Annotated in this window: 13 protein-coding genes; 5 read left to right on the top strand and 8 right to left on the bottom strand. The window is 64.9% G+C overall.

What is annotated here, in order from left to right; all coding sequences use genetic code 11:
- Positions 1-179: 179 nt before the first annotated feature.
- From speA to EBB56_RS18245, 3 genes are all read right to left on the bottom strand, one after another.
- Positions 180-2,099: a biosynthetic arginine decarboxylase gene (gene speA, locus EBB56_RS18255; protein WP_124805006.1), complete on the bottom strand. Its 1,920-nt coding sequence runs from the start codon at positions 2,097-2,099 to the stop codon at positions 180-182.
- Entirely contained in the window at positions 2,096-3,061 is a 966-nt protein-coding gene (locus tag EBB56_RS18250) for a homoserine kinase (RefSeq protein WP_124805005.1), read from the bottom strand. Before EBB56_RS18250 ends, speA begins: the two co-directional genes overlap by 4 nt.
- Before the next feature lie 166 nt (positions 3,062-3,227).
- Entirely contained in the window at positions 3,228-3,497 is a 270-nt protein-coding gene (locus tag EBB56_RS18245) for a DUF2782 domain-containing protein (RefSeq protein WP_124805004.1), read from the bottom strand.
- Between the two features lie 297 nt (positions 3,498-3,794).
- On the opposite strand from EBB56_RS18245, the gene polA reads away from it, so the two are divergent.
- Positions 3,795-6,596, top strand: a complete 2,802-nt coding sequence (gene polA, locus EBB56_RS18240) for a DNA polymerase I (RefSeq protein WP_124805003.1) — start codon at positions 3,795-3,797, stop codon at positions 6,594-6,596.
- A gap of 38 nt (positions 6,597-6,634) precedes the next feature.
- On the opposite strand, the gene EBB56_RS18235 is transcribed toward polA, so the two are convergent.
- Complete coding sequence (locus EBB56_RS18235) at positions 6,635-7,381, bottom strand: NAD(P)H-dependent oxidoreductase (protein WP_124805002.1); 747 nt, start codon at positions 7,379-7,381, stop codon at positions 6,635-6,637.
- Between the two features lie 89 nt (positions 7,382-7,470).
- On the opposite strand from EBB56_RS18235, the gene EBB56_RS18230 reads away from it, so the two are divergent.
- Positions 7,471-8,352 carry a LysR family transcriptional regulator gene (locus EBB56_RS18230; RefSeq protein WP_124805001.1) on the top strand — a complete coding sequence of 294 codons (882 nt, stop codon included), beginning with the start codon at positions 7,471-7,473 and terminating at the stop codon, positions 8,350-8,352.
- A 79-nt stretch (positions 8,353-8,431) separates the two neighbouring features.
- A complete protein-coding gene (locus EBB56_RS18225; protein ID WP_124805000.1) occupies positions 8,432-9,160 on the top strand; it encodes a haloacid dehalogenase type II in 729 nt (242 codons plus the stop codon).
- Positions 9,161-9,168: 8 nt separating this feature from the next.
- Here the strand turns inward: EBB56_RS18225 and EBB56_RS18220 are convergent, their stop codons facing one another.
- The 4 genes from EBB56_RS18220 to EBB56_RS18205 all read right to left on the bottom strand — a co-directional run bounded on the left by EBB56_RS18220 (position 9,169) and on the right by EBB56_RS18205 (position 13,835).
- Positions 9,169-10,236: a sodium:calcium antiporter gene (locus tag EBB56_RS18220; protein ID WP_124804999.1), complete on the bottom strand. Its 1,068-nt coding sequence runs from the start codon at positions 10,234-10,236 to the stop codon at positions 9,169-9,171.
- A gap of 73 nt (positions 10,237-10,309) precedes the next feature.
- Entirely contained in the window at positions 10,310-11,023 is a 714-nt protein-coding gene (locus EBB56_RS18215; protein ID WP_197037042.1) for a sulfite exporter TauE/SafE family protein, read from the bottom strand.
- Positions 11,017-12,471, bottom strand: a complete 1,455-nt coding sequence (locus EBB56_RS18210; protein WP_124804998.1) for an amidohydrolase family protein — start codon at positions 12,469-12,471, stop codon at positions 11,017-11,019. The genes EBB56_RS18215 and EBB56_RS18210 overlap by 7 nt, the downstream gene beginning before the upstream one ends.
- Positions 12,468-13,835 (bottom strand): uracil-xanthine permease family protein, encoded by a 1,368-nt coding sequence (locus EBB56_RS18205; RefSeq protein WP_124804997.1) that lies wholly within the window; start codon positions 13,833-13,835, stop codon positions 12,468-12,470. The genes EBB56_RS18210 and EBB56_RS18205 overlap by 4 nt, the downstream gene beginning before the upstream one ends.
- A gap of 202 nt (positions 13,836-14,037) precedes the next feature.
- On the opposite strand from EBB56_RS18205, the gene EBB56_RS18200 reads away from it, so the two are divergent.
- A complete protein-coding gene (locus EBB56_RS18200) occupies positions 14,038-14,946 on the top strand; it encodes a LysR family transcriptional regulator (protein WP_260425392.1) in 909 nt (302 codons plus the stop codon).
- Between the two features lie 265 nt (positions 14,947-15,211).
- Complete coding sequence (locus tag EBB56_RS18195) at positions 15,212-15,721, top strand: hypothetical protein (protein WP_124804995.1); 510 nt, start codon at positions 15,212-15,214, stop codon at positions 15,719-15,721.
- The last annotated feature ends 124 nt before the right edge of the window (positions 15,722-15,845 follow it).

The raw sequence follows: 15,845 nt of genomic DNA, 5'->3' as shown, positions 1-15,845 counted from the left end.
AGGGGGCCGGGGATGCGATGGCGCTGTCCTCCTGTGGTCAAGATGTGTCTGGCTTGATGCATATCTCGCCACGAGCGTGGGCCAGGCGCAAGAGCTCAAGTCCCCAATAGCAGGCGCCCGGCGATACCTGTAGGCATCGCCGGGCGAAGGCTCACACGGAGTGGGGCGTGCGGGTCGGCTCACTCCAGGTAGGTGTAGCCGTCGAGCCCTTCTGACAGATCATCGAGGAAGTGACGCTGTTCGCGTGGGTCGAGGTTGCTGCGGGTGAGCTGGACCCGGAGCCGTTCGCGCAGCACGTCGGCGTTGAAGTTGACGTAGCCGAGCACGTCGGAGACCCGGTCGCCCCACTGCAGGTTGGTCAGGCGCCAGCCACCGTCGCGATCCAGCGAGGCATCGACGGCGTCGGTGTCGCCGAACAGGTTGTGCAGGTCACCGAGGATCTCCTGGTAGGCGCCGACCATGAAGAACCCGAGCAGGCGCTCGTCGTCTTCGCGCCACTCCGGCAGCGGCAGGGTGGTTTCGACCCCCTGGCCGTCGACGTAGCTGTCGATGCGCCCATCGCTGTCGCAGGTGATGTCCTGAATCACTCCACGGCGGCTTGGGCGACGGTCGAGCCCGGACAGCGGCAGCACCGGGAAGATCTGCTTGATGCCCCAGACGTCGGGCATCGACTGAAACAGCGAGAAGTTGACGAACAGCTTGTCGGCGAGTTTCTCGGCCAGCTCGTCGAGGATCTCGCGGTGGGCGCGATTGCGTGGGTCGAGCTGTGACCTCAGGGCGGCGCAGGCGGCGAAGTAGACGCTCTCGCCCTCGGCGCGGGCGGCCAGATCGGCGGCCCCCAGCACGAAGCGGTCGTGCAGGTCGCCCATGTCCTGGATCAGGTCGTGCCAGGCCTCCACCAGCCCACGCGGTTCCGGCTCGCGCTTGAGGAAGTCCAGGGTGCGCCACAGCGCCTCGACCTCGGGGTCATCGCTCTTGCGTTCGCTCGGCGGCGCGGTGTCCACGCTTTCCTCGCCGATCACGTTGGTGATCAGCACCGCGTGGTGGGCGGTCAGGGCGCGGCCGGATTCACTGATCAGATGCGGCTGGGGCAGACCTTCGGCGGCACACACCTGATTGAAGGCGTAGACCACGTTACGGGCGTACTCGAGCATCGAGTAGTTGATCGAGCAGAAGTTGCGCGAGTGGGTGCCCTCGTAGTCGACCCCAAGTCCACCGCCCACGTCCACGGTGTCCACCGGCGCGCCCAGTTGGCGCAGGTACTGGTAGAAGCGCGCGCACTCGCGCAGGCCACGCTGGATATCACCGATGTTGGCAATCTGGGAGCCCAGGTGGAAGTGCACCAGCTGCAGGCTGTCGAGTCGCCCGGCTTCGGTCAGGCGCTCGACCACGGTCAGGATCTGGCCGGCGGTCAGGCCGAACTTGGACTTCTCTCCGCCGGTGTCCTGCCACTTGCCGCGGCCCACCGAGGACAGTCGGGCACGCAGGCCGATGCGCGGGGTCACCCCCAGGCGTTCGGCCTCCTCGAGGATCATCGGCAGCTCGGAGAGCTTCTCCACCACCAGATAGACCCGATGGCCGAGCTTCTCGCCCATCAGCGCCAGGCGAATGTACTCGCGATCCTTGTAGCCGTTGCACACGATCAGCGAGGGGCCATCGCCGGACAGCGCCAGCACCGCCAGCAGTTCCGGCTTGCTGCCGGCCTCCAGGCCAACCCGGTCGCGCCCGCGCTCGTTGGTGGCGAGGATCTCTTCCACCACTCGGCGCTGCTGGTTGACCTTGATCGGATACACCGCGGTGTAGCCGCTCTCGAAGTTTTCCTCGCCCATGGCCTGGTCGAAGGCCGCGCACAGCTGCTCGACCCGGTCGTGCAGGATATCGGTGAAGCGGATCAGCACCGGCAGGCGCAGGCCGGCCTGGCGGATCTGGTCGACCAGGCCACGCAGCGGCAGGCTGGGGCCGGGTTCGACCTCGCCTAGCGGGCGGACCAGTGCCTGTCCGTCCTCGTCCACGTCAAAGTAGCCGCTGCCCCACTGGTCGATGTTCCAGGTGCGGCGGGCGCGTTGCACGGCGGAGTCGGCGTCGGGCTTGTGGCTCACGGGCGGGCCTCGATATCTGGCAAGGGCAGGGCTCCATGTTCCAGGCGCGCAAGCAGGATGCGCCGGAACTGTTCGGGATCGTGGGGGGTCAGGTCGTGGGCCGGCGGATCCACGTAGACCACCAGCAGGCGAGACAGCCAGTAGCGCAGGGCGGTCAGGCGCAGCATCAGCGGCCATAGTTCGCGCTCGGTGGCGGTCAGCGGGCGTTCGGCCAGGTAGGCCTCGAGCAGAGCGTCGTGGCGCTCGGCTACCAGGCGACCGTCGGCGTCGGTGGCCCAGTCATTGATGACGATGGCCAGGTCGAACAGCAGGTCGCCGGTGCAGCCGTTGTAGAAGTCGATGAGGCCACCCAGGCGCTCGCCGTCGAACAGCGTGTTGTCGCGAAACAGGTCGCCGTGCAGGGCGCCCTGGGGCAGCGGCTCCGCGCTTTCCAGCGCGGCCTGATAGGCGTCGACCTCGTCCTGCATCAGCGCCTGGTCCTCGGGCGAGAGGTAGACCAGCACCTTGTGGTGCATGGCCGACAGCCAATGAATATCGCGAGGATTGGGACGGTGTCCACCGAAGTGGCGGGAGACACGATGCATCTCGCCGAGCGCCTGCCCCAGCGCTCGGCACTGGGTCATGTCGGGCGCGCTGGGATGGGCGCCCGGCAGGCGCGGAAACAGCAGCGCCGGCCGACCCGCCAGTTCGTGCAGGGCGATACCGTCACGGTCGTGAATCGGCCCGGCCACCGGGATTCGGTGCTCGTCGAGGAAGTCGAGCAGCTCGACGAAGAACGGCAGCTCTTCGTGCTCTCCCTGCTCGAACAGCGTCAGCACCAGTTCGCGACGGTCGGTGGTGACAAAGAAGGTGCTGTTCTCGGTGCCCGCGGGCACGCCCTGCAGCTTCGTCAGTTCGCCGACGTCAAAACGGCTGAGAAAGCCTGCGACCTGTGCGTCGTCAAGCGGAGTGAATACGGCCATGAATCGTCTCGCCCGGGGTTGCCAAGGCGCCTATTGTAGCGACTTGGCACCGAGTTGCACGTGATCTACGGGAGTGGTCTCAGCGGGCTTTCGCGCCGCTTGCCAGACGGGCATCAACAGCTAGGGGACGCAGCGGCGGGTGCGCCGCCCAGGCAGCGGCCTTGGGTCAGCGAACCCAGCCGGGAATCTCGACATTGCCGCCGCCCTGGCGCTCGAAGTTGCCGTCGCCGTTGCGGTCCACCAGGAAGTAGGCGCTGCCATCCTTGGGCTCGACCTTGATGGCGTACAGCTTGCCGTTGACGCGGTACTCGCGCAGCGTCTGGTTGGCTTCCTGGCGGACGCTGATGTCGGGTTGCGCCTGGGCGAGCACCGGCGAAGCGGCGGCCAGCAGGGCCAGCGACAGCAGGAGGGCGCTCGCAATGCGGGTGATCGTCATGGTGGGTCTCCAGGATGGGAGAATGAACGGTTGGCAAAACAAAGGGAACACTGTTCGATCAGACCATGATACGTCGGCACAGGTTCCCCTCGCAAAGTAAAGGAACAGGGCCGATGCCCCAGGTCGACGCCTGATGGCCGGCACAGGGGGCGGGCGTGGGGCGGGCCAGGGGCTGACGCAGGGACAGGGCGATGGCCGTGACCGCGTCGAGGGTCGCAAAAGCGTCCGGCAAAAGACGAAAGGGATGCGTATCATGGGTGGCATCGTAGTCATTTATCCTTACAGGGACGCCGATCCATGGCCTCAAGCCCCATCGTTCTCGTCGACGGTTCCTCCTATCTGTACCGTGCCTTCCACGCTCTGCCGCCGCTGACCACCTCCGAGGGTCAGCCCACCGGCGCCATCAAGGGCGTGATCAACATGCTCAAGCGGCTGATCAAGGACTACCCGGACAGTCCCATGGCGGTGATCTTCGACGCCCCGGGCAAGACCTTCCGCGACGAGCTCTACGACCAGTACAAGGCCCAGCGGCCACCGATGCCCGACGACCTGCGCGCCCAGGTGAAGCCACTGCACGAGTGCGTGCGTGCGCTCGGCCTGCCACTGTTGTGCATCGAGGGGGTCGAGGCCGACGACGTCATCGGCACCCTGGCGAAGATGGCCACCGACGCCGGTCGCGACGCGGTGATTTCCACCGGTGACAAGGACATGGCCCAGCTGGTCAATGGCCATATCACCCTGGTCAACACCATGAAGGGCGAGACCCTCGACGTGGACGGGGTCAAGGACAAGTTCGGCCTGCCGCCGGAGCTGATCATCGACTACCTGGCGCTGATGGGCGACAAGGTCGACAACATCCCCGGAGTCCCCGGAGTGGGCGAGAAGACCGCCATCGGCCTGCTGCAGGGCATGGAAGGCGGGCTCGACGTCATCTACGGCGATCTCGACAAGGTCAAGACGCTGTCGTTTCGTGGCGCCAAGACGCTGCCGAAGAAGCTCGACGAGCACCGCGACAAGGCCTACCTGTCCTACGAACTGGCGACCATCAAGACCGACTGCGAGCTGGAGCTCGGCCTCGATGATCTGGCCATCGCCGCGCCGGATCGAGAGGCGCTGAAGACGCTGTATCAACGCCTGGAGTTCAAGAACTGGCTGTCGGAGCTGCTGGCCGGCCAGGATGAAGGCGTCGATGACGTTGCCGGTGGTTCCGCCACCCCCGAGGGGGACAACGGAGGCGAAGGCGATAACAAGAACAAGGCCCAGGCGACGCCTTCCAGCGAGCGCCAGGATACGGTGATCCTCGAGCAGGCCGAGCTGGACGCCTGGCTTGAGCGACTGGCCGCTGCCGAGGCCTTCTGCTTCGATCTGGAGACCACCAGCCTCAACTACATGGAGGCCGACATCGTCGGTGTCGGCCTGTGCCTGACGCCCGGCGAGGCGGCCTACATTCCGCTGGGCCACGACTATCTCGATGCCCCGGCCCAGCTCGATCGCAAGGCGGTGCTCGAGGCGCTGGCGCCGATCCTGGCCGACGAGGCGATCGCCAAGATCGGCCAGAATCTCAAGTACGATATCTCGGTGCTGGCGCGCTACGACACCCCGGTCAAGGGGCCCCTGGTGGATACCATGCTCGAGTCCTATGTGCTCGACTCCACCGCCACCCGCCACGACATGGACTCGCTGGCGCTCAAGTACCTGGGCGAGGGCACCGTCAAGTTCGAGGACATCGCCGGCAAGGGCGCCAAGCAGCTGACCTTCAACCAGATCGCACTGGAACAGGCCGCGCCCTACGCCTGCGAGGACGTCGACATCACCCTGCGGCTGCACCAGACGCTGCGCCCGCGAGTGGACGAGACTGGCCGCCTGGCCGAGGTCCTCGACGAGCTCGAACGCCCGCTGGTGCGGGTGCTGTCGCGCATGGAGCGCAACGGCGTGGCGCTGGACGCGGAGCTACTGCACACCCAGAGCCGGGAGCTGGGGGAGCGCATTCGCGAGCTCGAGGCCCGCGCCTATGAGCTTGCCGGGCGCGAGTTCAACCTGGGCTCGCCCAAGCAGCTCGGCCAGATCCTGTTCGAGGAGCAGGGCATCCCGGTGATCAAGAAGACCCCCAAGGGCGCGCCCTCCACCGCCGAGGCGGTGCTCGAGGAGCTGGCGCTGGACTACCCGCTGCCCAAGGTGATCATCGAGCATCGCGGCCTGTCCAAGCTGCGCTCGACCTACACCGACAAGCTGCCGAAGCTGGTCAACAAGGCCACCGGCCGGGTCCACACCAGCTACCACCAGGCAGTGACTGCCACCGGGCGGCTGTCGTCTTCCGACCCCAACCTGCAGAATATTCCGATTCGCACCGACGAGGGACGGCGCATCCGCCAGGCCTTCGTGGCACGCCCGGGCTATCGCATCGTGGCGGCGGACTACTCCCAGATCGAGCTGCGCATCATGGCCCACCTGTCCGGCGACAAGGGCCTGTTGTCAGCCTTCGCCGAGGACAAGGACATCCACGCCGCCACCGCCGCCGAGGTGTTCGGGGTGGCCCTGGACAAGGTCAACGGTGAGCAGCGGCGCAGCGCCAAGGCGATCAACTTCGGCCTGATCTACGGCATGAGCGCCTGGGGCCTGGGCCGCCAGCTGCATATCGAGCAGAGCCAGGCCAAGACCTATATCGACCGCTACTTCGATCGTTATCCCGGAGTCGCACGCTACATGGAGCGCATCCGCGCCCAGGCCGCCGAAGACGGCTACGTCGAGACGGTGTTCGGACGCCGGCTCTACCTGCCGGAGATCCACTCCCAGAACCGTGCCCGGCGCCAGGGCGCCGAGCGTACCGCCATCAACGCACCGATGCAGGGCACCGCGGCGGACATCATCAAGCGCGCGATGATCGATATGGACGCCTGGCTCGCAGACCAGGCCGGCAGCGACGGCTTCGACGCCTGGATGGTGATGCAGGTCCATGACGAACTGGTGTTCGAGGTCAGAGAGGACCAGGCCGAGGCCTTCATGGAAGAGGTCAAGACGCGCATGCAGAACGCCGCCAGCCTCGACGTGCCGCTGATCGTCGAGGCCGAGTGCGGTGACAACTGGGACGAAGCGCACTAAGGCGTTGCCGCGGATACTGGAGTGCCGAGTCGGAGCTTCTATCGCCATCGCAGAGGATGACGCAGCCCCAGCCGACCTTGCTCGTCCCAGTCATCCCACCCTGAGAAGGGGATCGTCGACTCCCCTTCCAGGCCCTTGAGCCTGGCCCGCCAGTCGGCCTTGGTGCTTTCGAGGTGCCGGCAGAATGCGGTCTCCTCCTGATAGGCGAGGCCGCCGCCCTGGATGCCGAAGGCGAGCTGTGGTGGCAGCACTTCGAGGCCCAGGTAATACAGGGAACAGTGGAAGGGGTACATCAGCCGAACAATGTCTCCCGCTCTGCCGGCGGGCTCGAAGGCTTCCGCCGGCGATCCTGTCGTCACCGCGCAGATGGCGCGTTTGCCCTTGAGTCGCCCGTGATCATAGCGGCGACTTCCAGAGTACATCCCTCCGTACACCATCACGCGATCGAACCAGCCCTTGAGCATGGCCGGTGGTCCATGCCACCACAGTGGAAACTGAAAAATCACCAGCTCTGCCTGTTCCAGCCGTTGGATTTCTCTTGCGACATCCTCGGGAAGCTGTCCTTCTTCGAAGGCATGGCGTTGTTCCGTCAGTGCACTAAACACCTGCGAATCCTGGCGATTGCGATAGTGGCGAGGGTGTTCAATGGCATCGAAGCCTTCAGCGTACAGGTCGCTGATGACCACCCTATGGCCCTGGGAGGTCAGAGTGTCGGCGGTGATGGCGGTCAAGGCGCCGTTCAAGGAGTGGGGTTCAGGGTGACAGTGAACGATCAGGACATTCATGGTCGACTCCGTTGCGGTGGGTGTGGTTCAGGCTATGCCTTACACTTGTGCAACGAAATTCCCTATTCTTGTCAGTAGGCTTTGCAAAAATGAACAGTTGGGACGACTTGAGGACGGTGCTCGAGATTTCGCGCTCGGGCTCTCTCTCAGGGGCGGCACGCCAGCTTGGCGTCAGCCACGCCACCGTGTTTCGGCGCCTGCGAAACATCGAGCGGCGCCTTGGCGTGCTGTTGTTCGAGCGCTCACCCGGCGGTTACCAGCCCACCTTGGCGGGGGAAGAGATGGCGCAGGCGGCAGCGCGCGTGCACCAGGAGGTAGAAGGGGTGACGCGCCGCATCCAGGGGAGGGATCAACGGCTGGAGGGCGTCATTCGCGTCACCCTGACAGACTCCTTGCTGCAGGGGCTGCTGATGCCGGTATTCGAGGCGTTCCAGCAATGCCATCCCGCCATCGTGCTTGATGTCTCGGTCTCCAATGCCCTCTATGATCTGGCTGCTCGCGACGCCGAGGTGGCGATTCGGCCCTCCAACCAGCCACCCGAGACGTTGGTCGGTCGGCGAGTCGGTTCGATCCGCCAGGCGATCTACGTGGCTCGCGATGGCGACATCTCCGAGCCGGGCGATATTACCGCCTGGATTGATCAGGGACAGCGCCCCGACGATGCGGCGCTGGCGGCTTGGATGGAAGACAAGGTCGAGCAAGCGATGGTCCGCTTCCGTTGCGATAGCCTGCTGGGGCGGCAGCAGGCCGCCAGGCGTGGCTTGGGGGCGGTGGTGCTTCCTCGTTATCTGGGCGATGCTGATGTCGGCTTGAAACAGGTGGGAGATGAGTTGGAGGCGTTGGCGGTCGACCTGTGGCTGTTGGCCCACCAGGACATGCGTCAGGTCGTGCGTATACGCCTGTTTATCGACTTTCTTGCCGAGTCGCTCAGGGCGAGGTTGGCGCCCGGGGCGGCAGACCCAAAGCGCTAGGCCAAGCCTTGGTACCCGACGTAGGGTACCGCTACGACTTCGGACAAGACCCACCGGCCGCGAAACAAGGAGAGCGACGATGACGACAACACCGGTACGCCCGCAGATACTCGCCTTCGATATCTTCGGCACCGTGGTCGACTGGCACGGGAGCATCGCCCGGGAGGTCGAGGCGCTGGGTTTGCTCACGTCGCCATGCGCAGCGGCATCGATGACGCCCGCGGACTTCGCCAGAGCCTGGCGCGCGGGCTATCGGCCGGCCATGGACAGGGTGATGTCCGGCGAGCTTGGCTGGACGCGTATCGACGACTTGCATCGGATGATTCTCGATGAGCTGCTCGATCGCCACCGGCTGGCACTGGACGAGGCGGGCAGGGCCCATCTCAACCGCGCCTGGCATCGTCTGGCGCCCTGGCCCGACAGCGTCGAGGGGCTGTCACGGCTCAAGCGCGGCTATACCCTGTGCACCCTGTCCAATGGCAACCTGGGGCTGCTCGCCAATATGGCCAAGCACGCCGGCCTGCCCTGGGACCTGATCCTGTCCGCCGAGGTCTTTCGCGCCTACAAGCCCCATCCCGACACCTACCTGGGAGTGGCCGAGGTCTTCGAGGTGGCCCCCGAGGAGGTGATGCTGGTGGCCGCCCACCAGGACGACCTCGACGCCGCCCGCCGCTGCGGCCTCAAGACCGCCTACATCGAGCGTCCCCATGAGTTCGGCGAAGACGCCCCCAAGGCGGTGGAAGGTTCGCCCGACAACGATCTCCACTGCACCTCGTTGATCGATCTGGCCGATCGTCTGGGCGCCTAGTGTCATCGCTATCCAGTCGTGGCGTGGGCGCTGACAGCGCCCGATGGCGGCAGGTGCGGCACCAGGTCGATGGTGCCGAAGGACTCGAGCGAGACCCACACCACGAAGGCCGCGTAGACCACCAGCAGACAGATCGACTCGCGCCGCGACAGGATCATGTGGGTGCGCATCATCAGAAACAGCAGCACCGTGGCGAAGGTCAGCGCGGCCATCATCGGCGCCGCCAGCGAGAAGTCGATCACCGCGGTACCGGCGATCAGCACGCCTGCCGGGATGCACACCAGCAGGTCGAAGGTGTTGCTGCCTAGCACATTGGCGATGCTGGTGACGCCGCGTCCCTGGCGTGCCGCGCGGATGGAGACGAAGGCATCGGGAATCGAGGTGCCGGCCGCGACCACGGTGATGCCCCACAGGAAACTCGGAGTGCCGAAGATCTCGCCGAAATTGATCGCCGCGCGCACCAGCCCCTCGACGCCGACCACGATGACCACCAGCGACAGCGCCAGTCGTCCCCACTCTCGTCCCGGGCGGATGTCGCTGACGTCCTCGTCGGATTCATGATCCAGAGTGTCCTGGTACTGCACAAATAGGTAGAGCCCGTACAGGGCTACCGGCATCAAGGCCAGCCAGCGGGTCATCTCGCCCTGGATGCTGCCGCCCTGGGGCGAGGTCTCCACCGGATGGTAGATGGCGGCGAAGGCGAAGGTCAGGGTCAGCACCGCCACCGCGATCATGTAGAACTGGGCTTCCTTGTAGACCAGGTCGCGATTGGCCTGAAGCGGTGACTTCGAGGCCAGCCCGCTGAGCCCGGGAATCACCAGAATATTGAACAGCGCCGAGCCGACGATGGCCGCCACACCGAGCTCGAACTCGCCGTGGACCAGGGTCGAGATGACGGTGGTGGACAGCTCCGGGAAGCTCGAGCCCACCGCCACCACGATGGCGCCCTGAACGATTTCCGGCAGCCGGTAGTAGGCCGACAGGCGCTGGCTCGAGCGTTCGAGCAGACCGCTGCCCTTCCAGATGATGGCGGTGGCGATGATGGCGACCAGCGTCCAGAGCAAGATGGCGGACATTCCCTATCCTTGAGCGAGAAGTGGCCCTGTCAGCTTAGCCTTCCTGATCGCTCGCGCAAAAGACAGACGCTGGCTATCGCGGCACCATCAGGAACAGCCCGGAGAGCAGCGCAAACAACAGGACGCCCTGACGCAGGCGCTTCGCATCCAGACGCTGGTGCATGATTCGGCTCAAGACGGTTCCGATCAGCAGAGGGGGAAGAAGAGCGAGCGCCCACCACAGCTGTGTCTGTTGCACGGCACCTGCCATGGCGAGAATCAACAGTGACAGTACCTCGCCGACCACGAAGCAGCAGGCAATGGTGGAGCGTAGCTCGGGACCCGGTCGATGCTGGTAGAGCAGGGCCAGGGGAGGGCCACCGACCCCGGTGGCGGTTTCGGTGACGCCGGTGATGGCACCCACCGTGAGGCAGGCGCCGGTGCCCGGTCGAAACACCGGAGCAAAGAGGGCGACCAGCACCGCGAGCACGGTGGACGCTCCGATCAACTGGTTGAGCCCCTGAGTGCTCAGCACCATCAACACCGCGAGCCCGGCCAGGGTGCCTGGCAATCGTCCAGCGCTGATCCAGGCGCTGCCGCGCCAATCGATGGCCTCGCGCTCGCGCAGCGCCACCAGCAGATTCAGCGGAAGCATCAGGACCAGCAATGCCACCGGCAGCAGAGTCGGTGCCAGAATTCCCAGCACCGGGGCCACAATCAGCGCGAAACCGATACCGATGGCTCCCTGGACGAAGGACGCCAGCAGGGTGGCTACGGCGGCGATCGCATAGGTAGTGGTCGTCAGCATCGGGGCTCCCCATTGCCTCGCTGCCTTGAGGGCGTCGCTTCACCAGCTTTTCCATGGCGCTCGCGATGCACCTCGGAGGTCGGATGGACCCGCTGGATCGGTGCCTTGTTGATGGCGGCGGGAGCCACCTCGCGGACTTCAGCAAGCAGTGCCCGTGCGTCCCAGTCCACTGGCCAGCCTTGCCAGAGTCTCAGTCGGCCAGCGGTGAACACGGCTTCGATCTGATCCCGATTGCCGTAGCGCACAAGTTCCCAGGGCCGGTCCCAGGAAGGCGTCATCTCAGGCACCTCGAGATCCACCAGCAGGAAGTCGGCGGCTTTATCCACAGTGATGTCGCCGGTGATACTGCCAAGCCCGCAGCACTCGGCGCTGCCCTGGGTAGCGTGCTCCAGCCAGCGCCAGCCACCGCCGCAGGAGCTGTCGCCGGTAGCCAGACCGAAGGCCATTCGCTGGCTGGTCTCGGCCGCATCCATCAGGCGAAAGCCGTCACTGCGGGTCCCGTCTGTACCGAGCCCGAAACGGATGCCAAGCGCCGCCATCTGCAGGGCGGGCGCCACCGCGTTGCCTTTCCAGCTGCTGGCGACCGGATTGAAGGCCACCGCGGTATCGGTATCTCGCAGCAGATTGAGTTCGTCTGGCGTGACCAGGGTGGCGTGGGCGATCAGGGTCTGTGGGCCGAGTGCGCCCACCGCATGCAGATGCTCCAGCGGCCGCTGTGAGCGCGTTACCAGAGAACGTTCGACCGCCTGGAGGTGCTCGTTGACGTGGCTCTGGAAGATCGCTCCCTTGTCGCGGCATAGCGTGGCGACGTCATTGAGCATATCGTCGCTGGCCGCTTCGGGAATGGAAATTGCCAGGGATGGATGGATCAACGCGTGGTCGCGGTAGTCCGCCAGGTGGGCCACGGCACGGTCGAGGATGGCGTTGCGTTGCTGGGGCGAACCGCTACCGCCCCGATCATTGCAGATCATGCCGAGCACGCAGCGAAGCCCGCTCTCTTCGGCCGCCTTGGCGAGTGCGCCGATTTCCCCCGCACTGCGGGTGCCCGCGTCCACCGCAGTCGTAAAGCCTCCGCGCAAGGCCTCGAGCGCCGCCAGTTTGGACGACAAGTGAAGCAGTCGCTCGTCCAGGCTGGATTCCAGAGGCACCCAGATGCGTCGAAAGATTTCGGAGGGTTCTCCGAACACCAGCGACTTGCCCAGTGACTGGGTCAGGTGATGGTGGCTGTCGACGAACCCCGGCATCATCAGGTGTCCCGGCAGGTCGATCGGGGACAACGTCGGATGACGGGCGATCAGGGCTTCCTTGGGTCCGATATCGATGAAGCGCCCGGCGCTCGTCACGACTCCCATGTCACGTTGAATGCTTCCATTCGCGAGCAGTTCGCCAGGGCACAGCAGCAGCTCGCTGGACGAGAGTCGCTGGCGCAGTTGCTGATCGAGCGTCATGAATCTGTCTCCGGAGCTTCGGTGTGGGTGGGCTGGGTCTCTCGGGCGCTGTTGCCGCTGCCCAGGTGGTAGAAGGCCAGGTTGACGATCACCGCGGTGAGGGTGCCCATGGCCAGTCCATTACCCAGGATGATCTGCAGGTGGGTCGGGAAGGCAGAGTAGAAGCCCGGGACAACGATCGGCAGCAGACCCATGGCCAGCGCCGAGGCCAGGGTGAAGAGGTTGCCGTGCTCATTGAAGTCGACGCGGCGCAGGATATTGATGCCCATGACCCCGATAATGGCGAAGACGATGACGGCGGTGCCGGCCACCACCGGTGTCGGCAGGGTAGCGGCCAGTCGGCCCAGAGGTGCCAGCATGGCCAGCAGGATCAGCAGACAGCCGGCGGCGATGGTGACATAGCGCGAGCGCACGCCAGTGGCCCGGATGATGCCGATATTCTCGCCGCTGGTGATGATCAGCGAGGTGCCGAGGCAGCCGCCGAACAGCGAGCCCAGGGCGTCGGCGCGAATGTTCCTGGGAACCAGGGCCTTGGCGTCGCCTCGCTTGCCGACGATCTCGGCGGTGGCCATGGTCTGGCCGGTGGCCTCGGTCATCGACACCACGCTGAAGATGATCAGCGGCAGCGACGCCAGCAGGTCGAACTTGGGCATGCCGAAAGGAAAGAGTTGGGGCAGGGCGATCAAGGGGCCATCGAGGATGCCCGCCACGCTGAGGTGACCGAAGGCTGCCGCGATCAGCGCACCCATGACAAGCCCGATCATCACCGAGATGCGACGCAGGGCGCCGGTAAACACTCTGGCACTCACGACGATGCAGGCGATGGTGGCCAGCGCCAGCAGAATGGTCGAAGGGGCGGCGAAGTCGGGGCTGTCAGGGCGCCCGGCGATGAGGCCACCGAAGATCTTGACCAGGTTGATGGCCACCAGCAGCAGCATGGTGCCGATCACGATGGGCGGAAAGAAGCGGAGAACTCGGGTGAAGAAGGGCAGTGCCAGGAAGTAGAACAAGGCGGTCAGAATCACCGCACCGGTGGCGGTCTGGATATCGGTGGCCTGGGCGATCGCCAGAAAGATGACGATGGGGGCACCGCCAGGTACCTGCACGAACGGGAGTCTCGCGCCGAAGCCCAGTACCCCGATCGATTGCAGCAGGGTGCCGAGACCACAGGCGAGGAAGGTGGCGCTCATCAGCGGTACCGTGACGTCAGGCCCGAAGCCCAGCGCCTGGCCGACCAGGAAGACCGCCGTGATCGGTGCGGCTGCCATCACCAATACGTGCTGCAAGCCGTAGAGGATGGCAGCCTTCAGTGGCAGCCGTTCATCCACCGGATCGACGGAATCGGTGCGAAGAGGAGAAGACATGGGTGGCCTCATTGTTGTTGTCGTTCAAGAGTGTGCGTCCAGGTGTTTGTCGAATCGCGTTTCTTCAGCAGGTTTCAGAGGAAAGCTAGCGCTGAGTCAGTGTGCGCGTCTATCATCGTTTTTCGTGAGATGTGTTGCCGAAATGGCAACGATCAGTGAGCCAGCCATGGTCTGACGAATCAGGAGACACCGCGTGCCCTTGATGACCACCGCGCTACGCTATTTCGATGAGGTTGCCCGACAAGGGTCGATCCGCAGGGCCGCAGACCACCTCCATGTGGCGGCCTCGGCGGTCAATCGCCAGATCCTCAAGCTGGAGGACGAGCTTGGCGTACCGCTGTTTGAGCGGCTTCCCCGCGGCCTGCGCCTGTCCTCGGCGGGCGAGCTGCTGGTCTATCAGGTGCGACAGTGGCAGCGGGACGAACGTCAGCTGCTGGGGGTGCTGGACGATATCCGTGGCACCGGTACCAGTGAGGTGCGGGTCGCGTCGGTGGAGTCAGTGACCGACCGCCTGCTGCCGGTGACCATTCGGCGCTTCATGGAGCGCTATCCTCGTGTGCGTTTCGACCTGTCCACCGATCTTACCGACCCCATCATCGACGCTATCCTGTCGGGAGAGGCTGACATCGGACTTTGCATCAACCCGCCGTCCAATCCGCGCCTGCGTACCCTGCGACGGCTCGAATTGCGTTTCGGGGTGGTCATGGCGCCGTGGCACGCTCTGGCCAGGGCGAGCGAGCTGCGCCTCAAGGATTTCGAGAACGTCCCGGTGATCTTGCCGGACCAGGCAATGTTTCGTGGCTCTACTCTGGAACGCGCGCTGTCCACTCAGGACGTGCGGCTCTCCGCCGTTGCCGCGTGTGGCCGCATCCTGAGCATGAAGTCGCTCGCCAGAGAGGGCGTGGGGGTGGCGTTTCTCAATCCGCTGGATGTGACACGTGAGCTGGCCGAGGGGGAGCTTGTCTTTGTGCCTTTGCGGGATCGTGGTATCGCTGCGGCACAGTTGGAAATGTGTGTGGCCAAGGATCGGCCGCTGCCTCTGGCCATCGCCGTATTCGCCGAAATGCTGGATGAGGCGCTGAAGGAACTGGATGTCGCCACCACCGTCTAGGGCTTGTCTGAAAAGTGCCTGCGCTCGGTAATACGGCGTTAAAAATCGGATCAAAATGCTCATTTACACCCCGTAAACTGCGCTTTCTCACCGATTTTTGCCTTGTCTAACCTTCGCTCGTCGACTTTTCGGACAGCGCCTAGTCACTCGCGTCACGCGAAGTAGGTCTTCAGACTGCCGAGATGGCACTGCGGGTGCTATGGTGTCGGTCATGGATTGCTTATCTGGTCGTGGTTGCCACGGCCTCACTGCCGGAGACAAGGATATGACACGGGGAAAGATGGGATGGGCCGCTGTGGCCATGCTGACACTGGCTGGCTGTGCGTCGACCTCACAACCGCAGACGGCGGCCGAGATGTTCGACTGCGACGCCCTCAATCAGGCCGTGGCCAGTGCCGACAATGATTTCACCGACATCAAGGGACGCTTCGACGACACTCGGCTGACCCGCAGCTGGGAAACCGATGTCCAGGCCTTCCACGACTCCTGTCTGATCACCTCGGCGCAGCGCCCGGATCACTACTCCTGTTTCGGACGGATGGACAGTGACGACCCACGTGGTGCCCTGGTGGCCGGTGGTGAGGCCCTTGGCCAGTGCCTGGGCAGTGACTGGACCTCCACCCGCGAGACGTCTGATCGTCTGGTCTTCTCCAGGGCCGGCAGCGACACCACCGTGACGCTGGAAACCTTCCTCAACGACCGCGGCCGCCGTATGGGCAGCCTGGATGTGTGGCAGCACCCGGATGATCAGCGTCTGGAGTCCACCGACGGCTGACTGCCGCTGTTGGACCCATGACGGGTCCATTGGCTGCACCAACGACAGGGCCCGTGCCGATCGGCACGGGCCCTGTCGTTGTGGCCTTGGCGTTTGTGCTGCTTGCGCAGGCCCTCGTCAGCGG

The organism is Halomonas sp. YLB-10 (assembly GCF_003856855.1).
Taxonomy (GTDB): domain Bacteria; phylum Pseudomonadota; class Gammaproteobacteria; order Pseudomonadales; family Halomonadaceae; genus Halomonas; species Halomonas litopenaei.
The sequence above is the reverse complement of the archived record's forward strand: the minus strand, read 5'-3'. Positions and strand labels throughout refer to the sequence as shown.

What these genes read in the sequence shown, in the direction of transcription:
- EBB56_RS18215 (WP_197037042.1), bottom strand. Translation starts at nt 11,023, where the DNA reads ATGCTGACGACCACTACCTATGCGATCGCCGCCGTAGCCACCCTGCTG.
- polA (WP_124805003.1), top strand. Translation starts at nt 3,795, where the DNA reads ATGGCCTCAAGCCCCATCGTTCTCGTCGACGGTTCCTCCTATCTGTAC.
- EBB56_RS18230 (WP_124805001.1), top strand. Translation starts at nt 7,471, where the DNA reads ATGAACAGTTGGGACGACTTGAGGACGGTGCTCGAGATTTCGCGCTCG.
- EBB56_RS18205 (WP_124804997.1), bottom strand. Translation starts at nt 13,835, where the DNA reads ATGTCTTCTCCTCTTCGCACCGATTCCGTCGATCCGGTGGATGAACGG.
- EBB56_RS18195 (WP_124804995.1), top strand. Translation starts at nt 15,212, where the DNA reads ATGACACGGGGAAAGATGGGATGGGCCGCTGTGGCCATGCTGACACTG.
- EBB56_RS18250 (WP_124805005.1), bottom strand. Translation starts at nt 3,061, where the DNA reads ATGGCCGTATTCACTCCGCTTGACGACGCACAGGTCGCAGGCTTTCTC.
- EBB56_RS18200 (WP_260425392.1), top strand. Translation starts at nt 14,038, where the DNA reads ATGACCACCGCGCTACGCTATTTCGATGAGGTTGCCCGACAAGGGTCG.
- EBB56_RS18220 (WP_124804999.1), bottom strand. Translation starts at nt 10,236, where the DNA reads ATGTCCGCCATCTTGCTCTGGACGCTGGTCGCCATCATCGCCACCGCC.
- EBB56_RS18225 (WP_124805000.1), top strand. Translation starts at nt 8,432, where the DNA reads ATGACGACAACACCGGTACGCCCGCAGATACTCGCCTTCGATATCTTC.
- EBB56_RS18210 (WP_124804998.1), bottom strand. Translation starts at nt 12,471, where the DNA reads ATGACGCTCGATCAGCAACTGCGCCAGCGACTCTCGTCCAGCGAGCTG.
- EBB56_RS18245 (WP_124805004.1), bottom strand. Translation starts at nt 3,497, where the DNA reads ATGACGATCACCCGCATTGCGAGCGCCCTCCTGCTGTCGCTGGCCCTG.
- EBB56_RS18235 (WP_124805002.1), bottom strand. Translation starts at nt 7,381, where the DNA reads ATGAATGTCCTGATCGTTCACTGTCACCCTGAACCCCACTCCTTGAAC.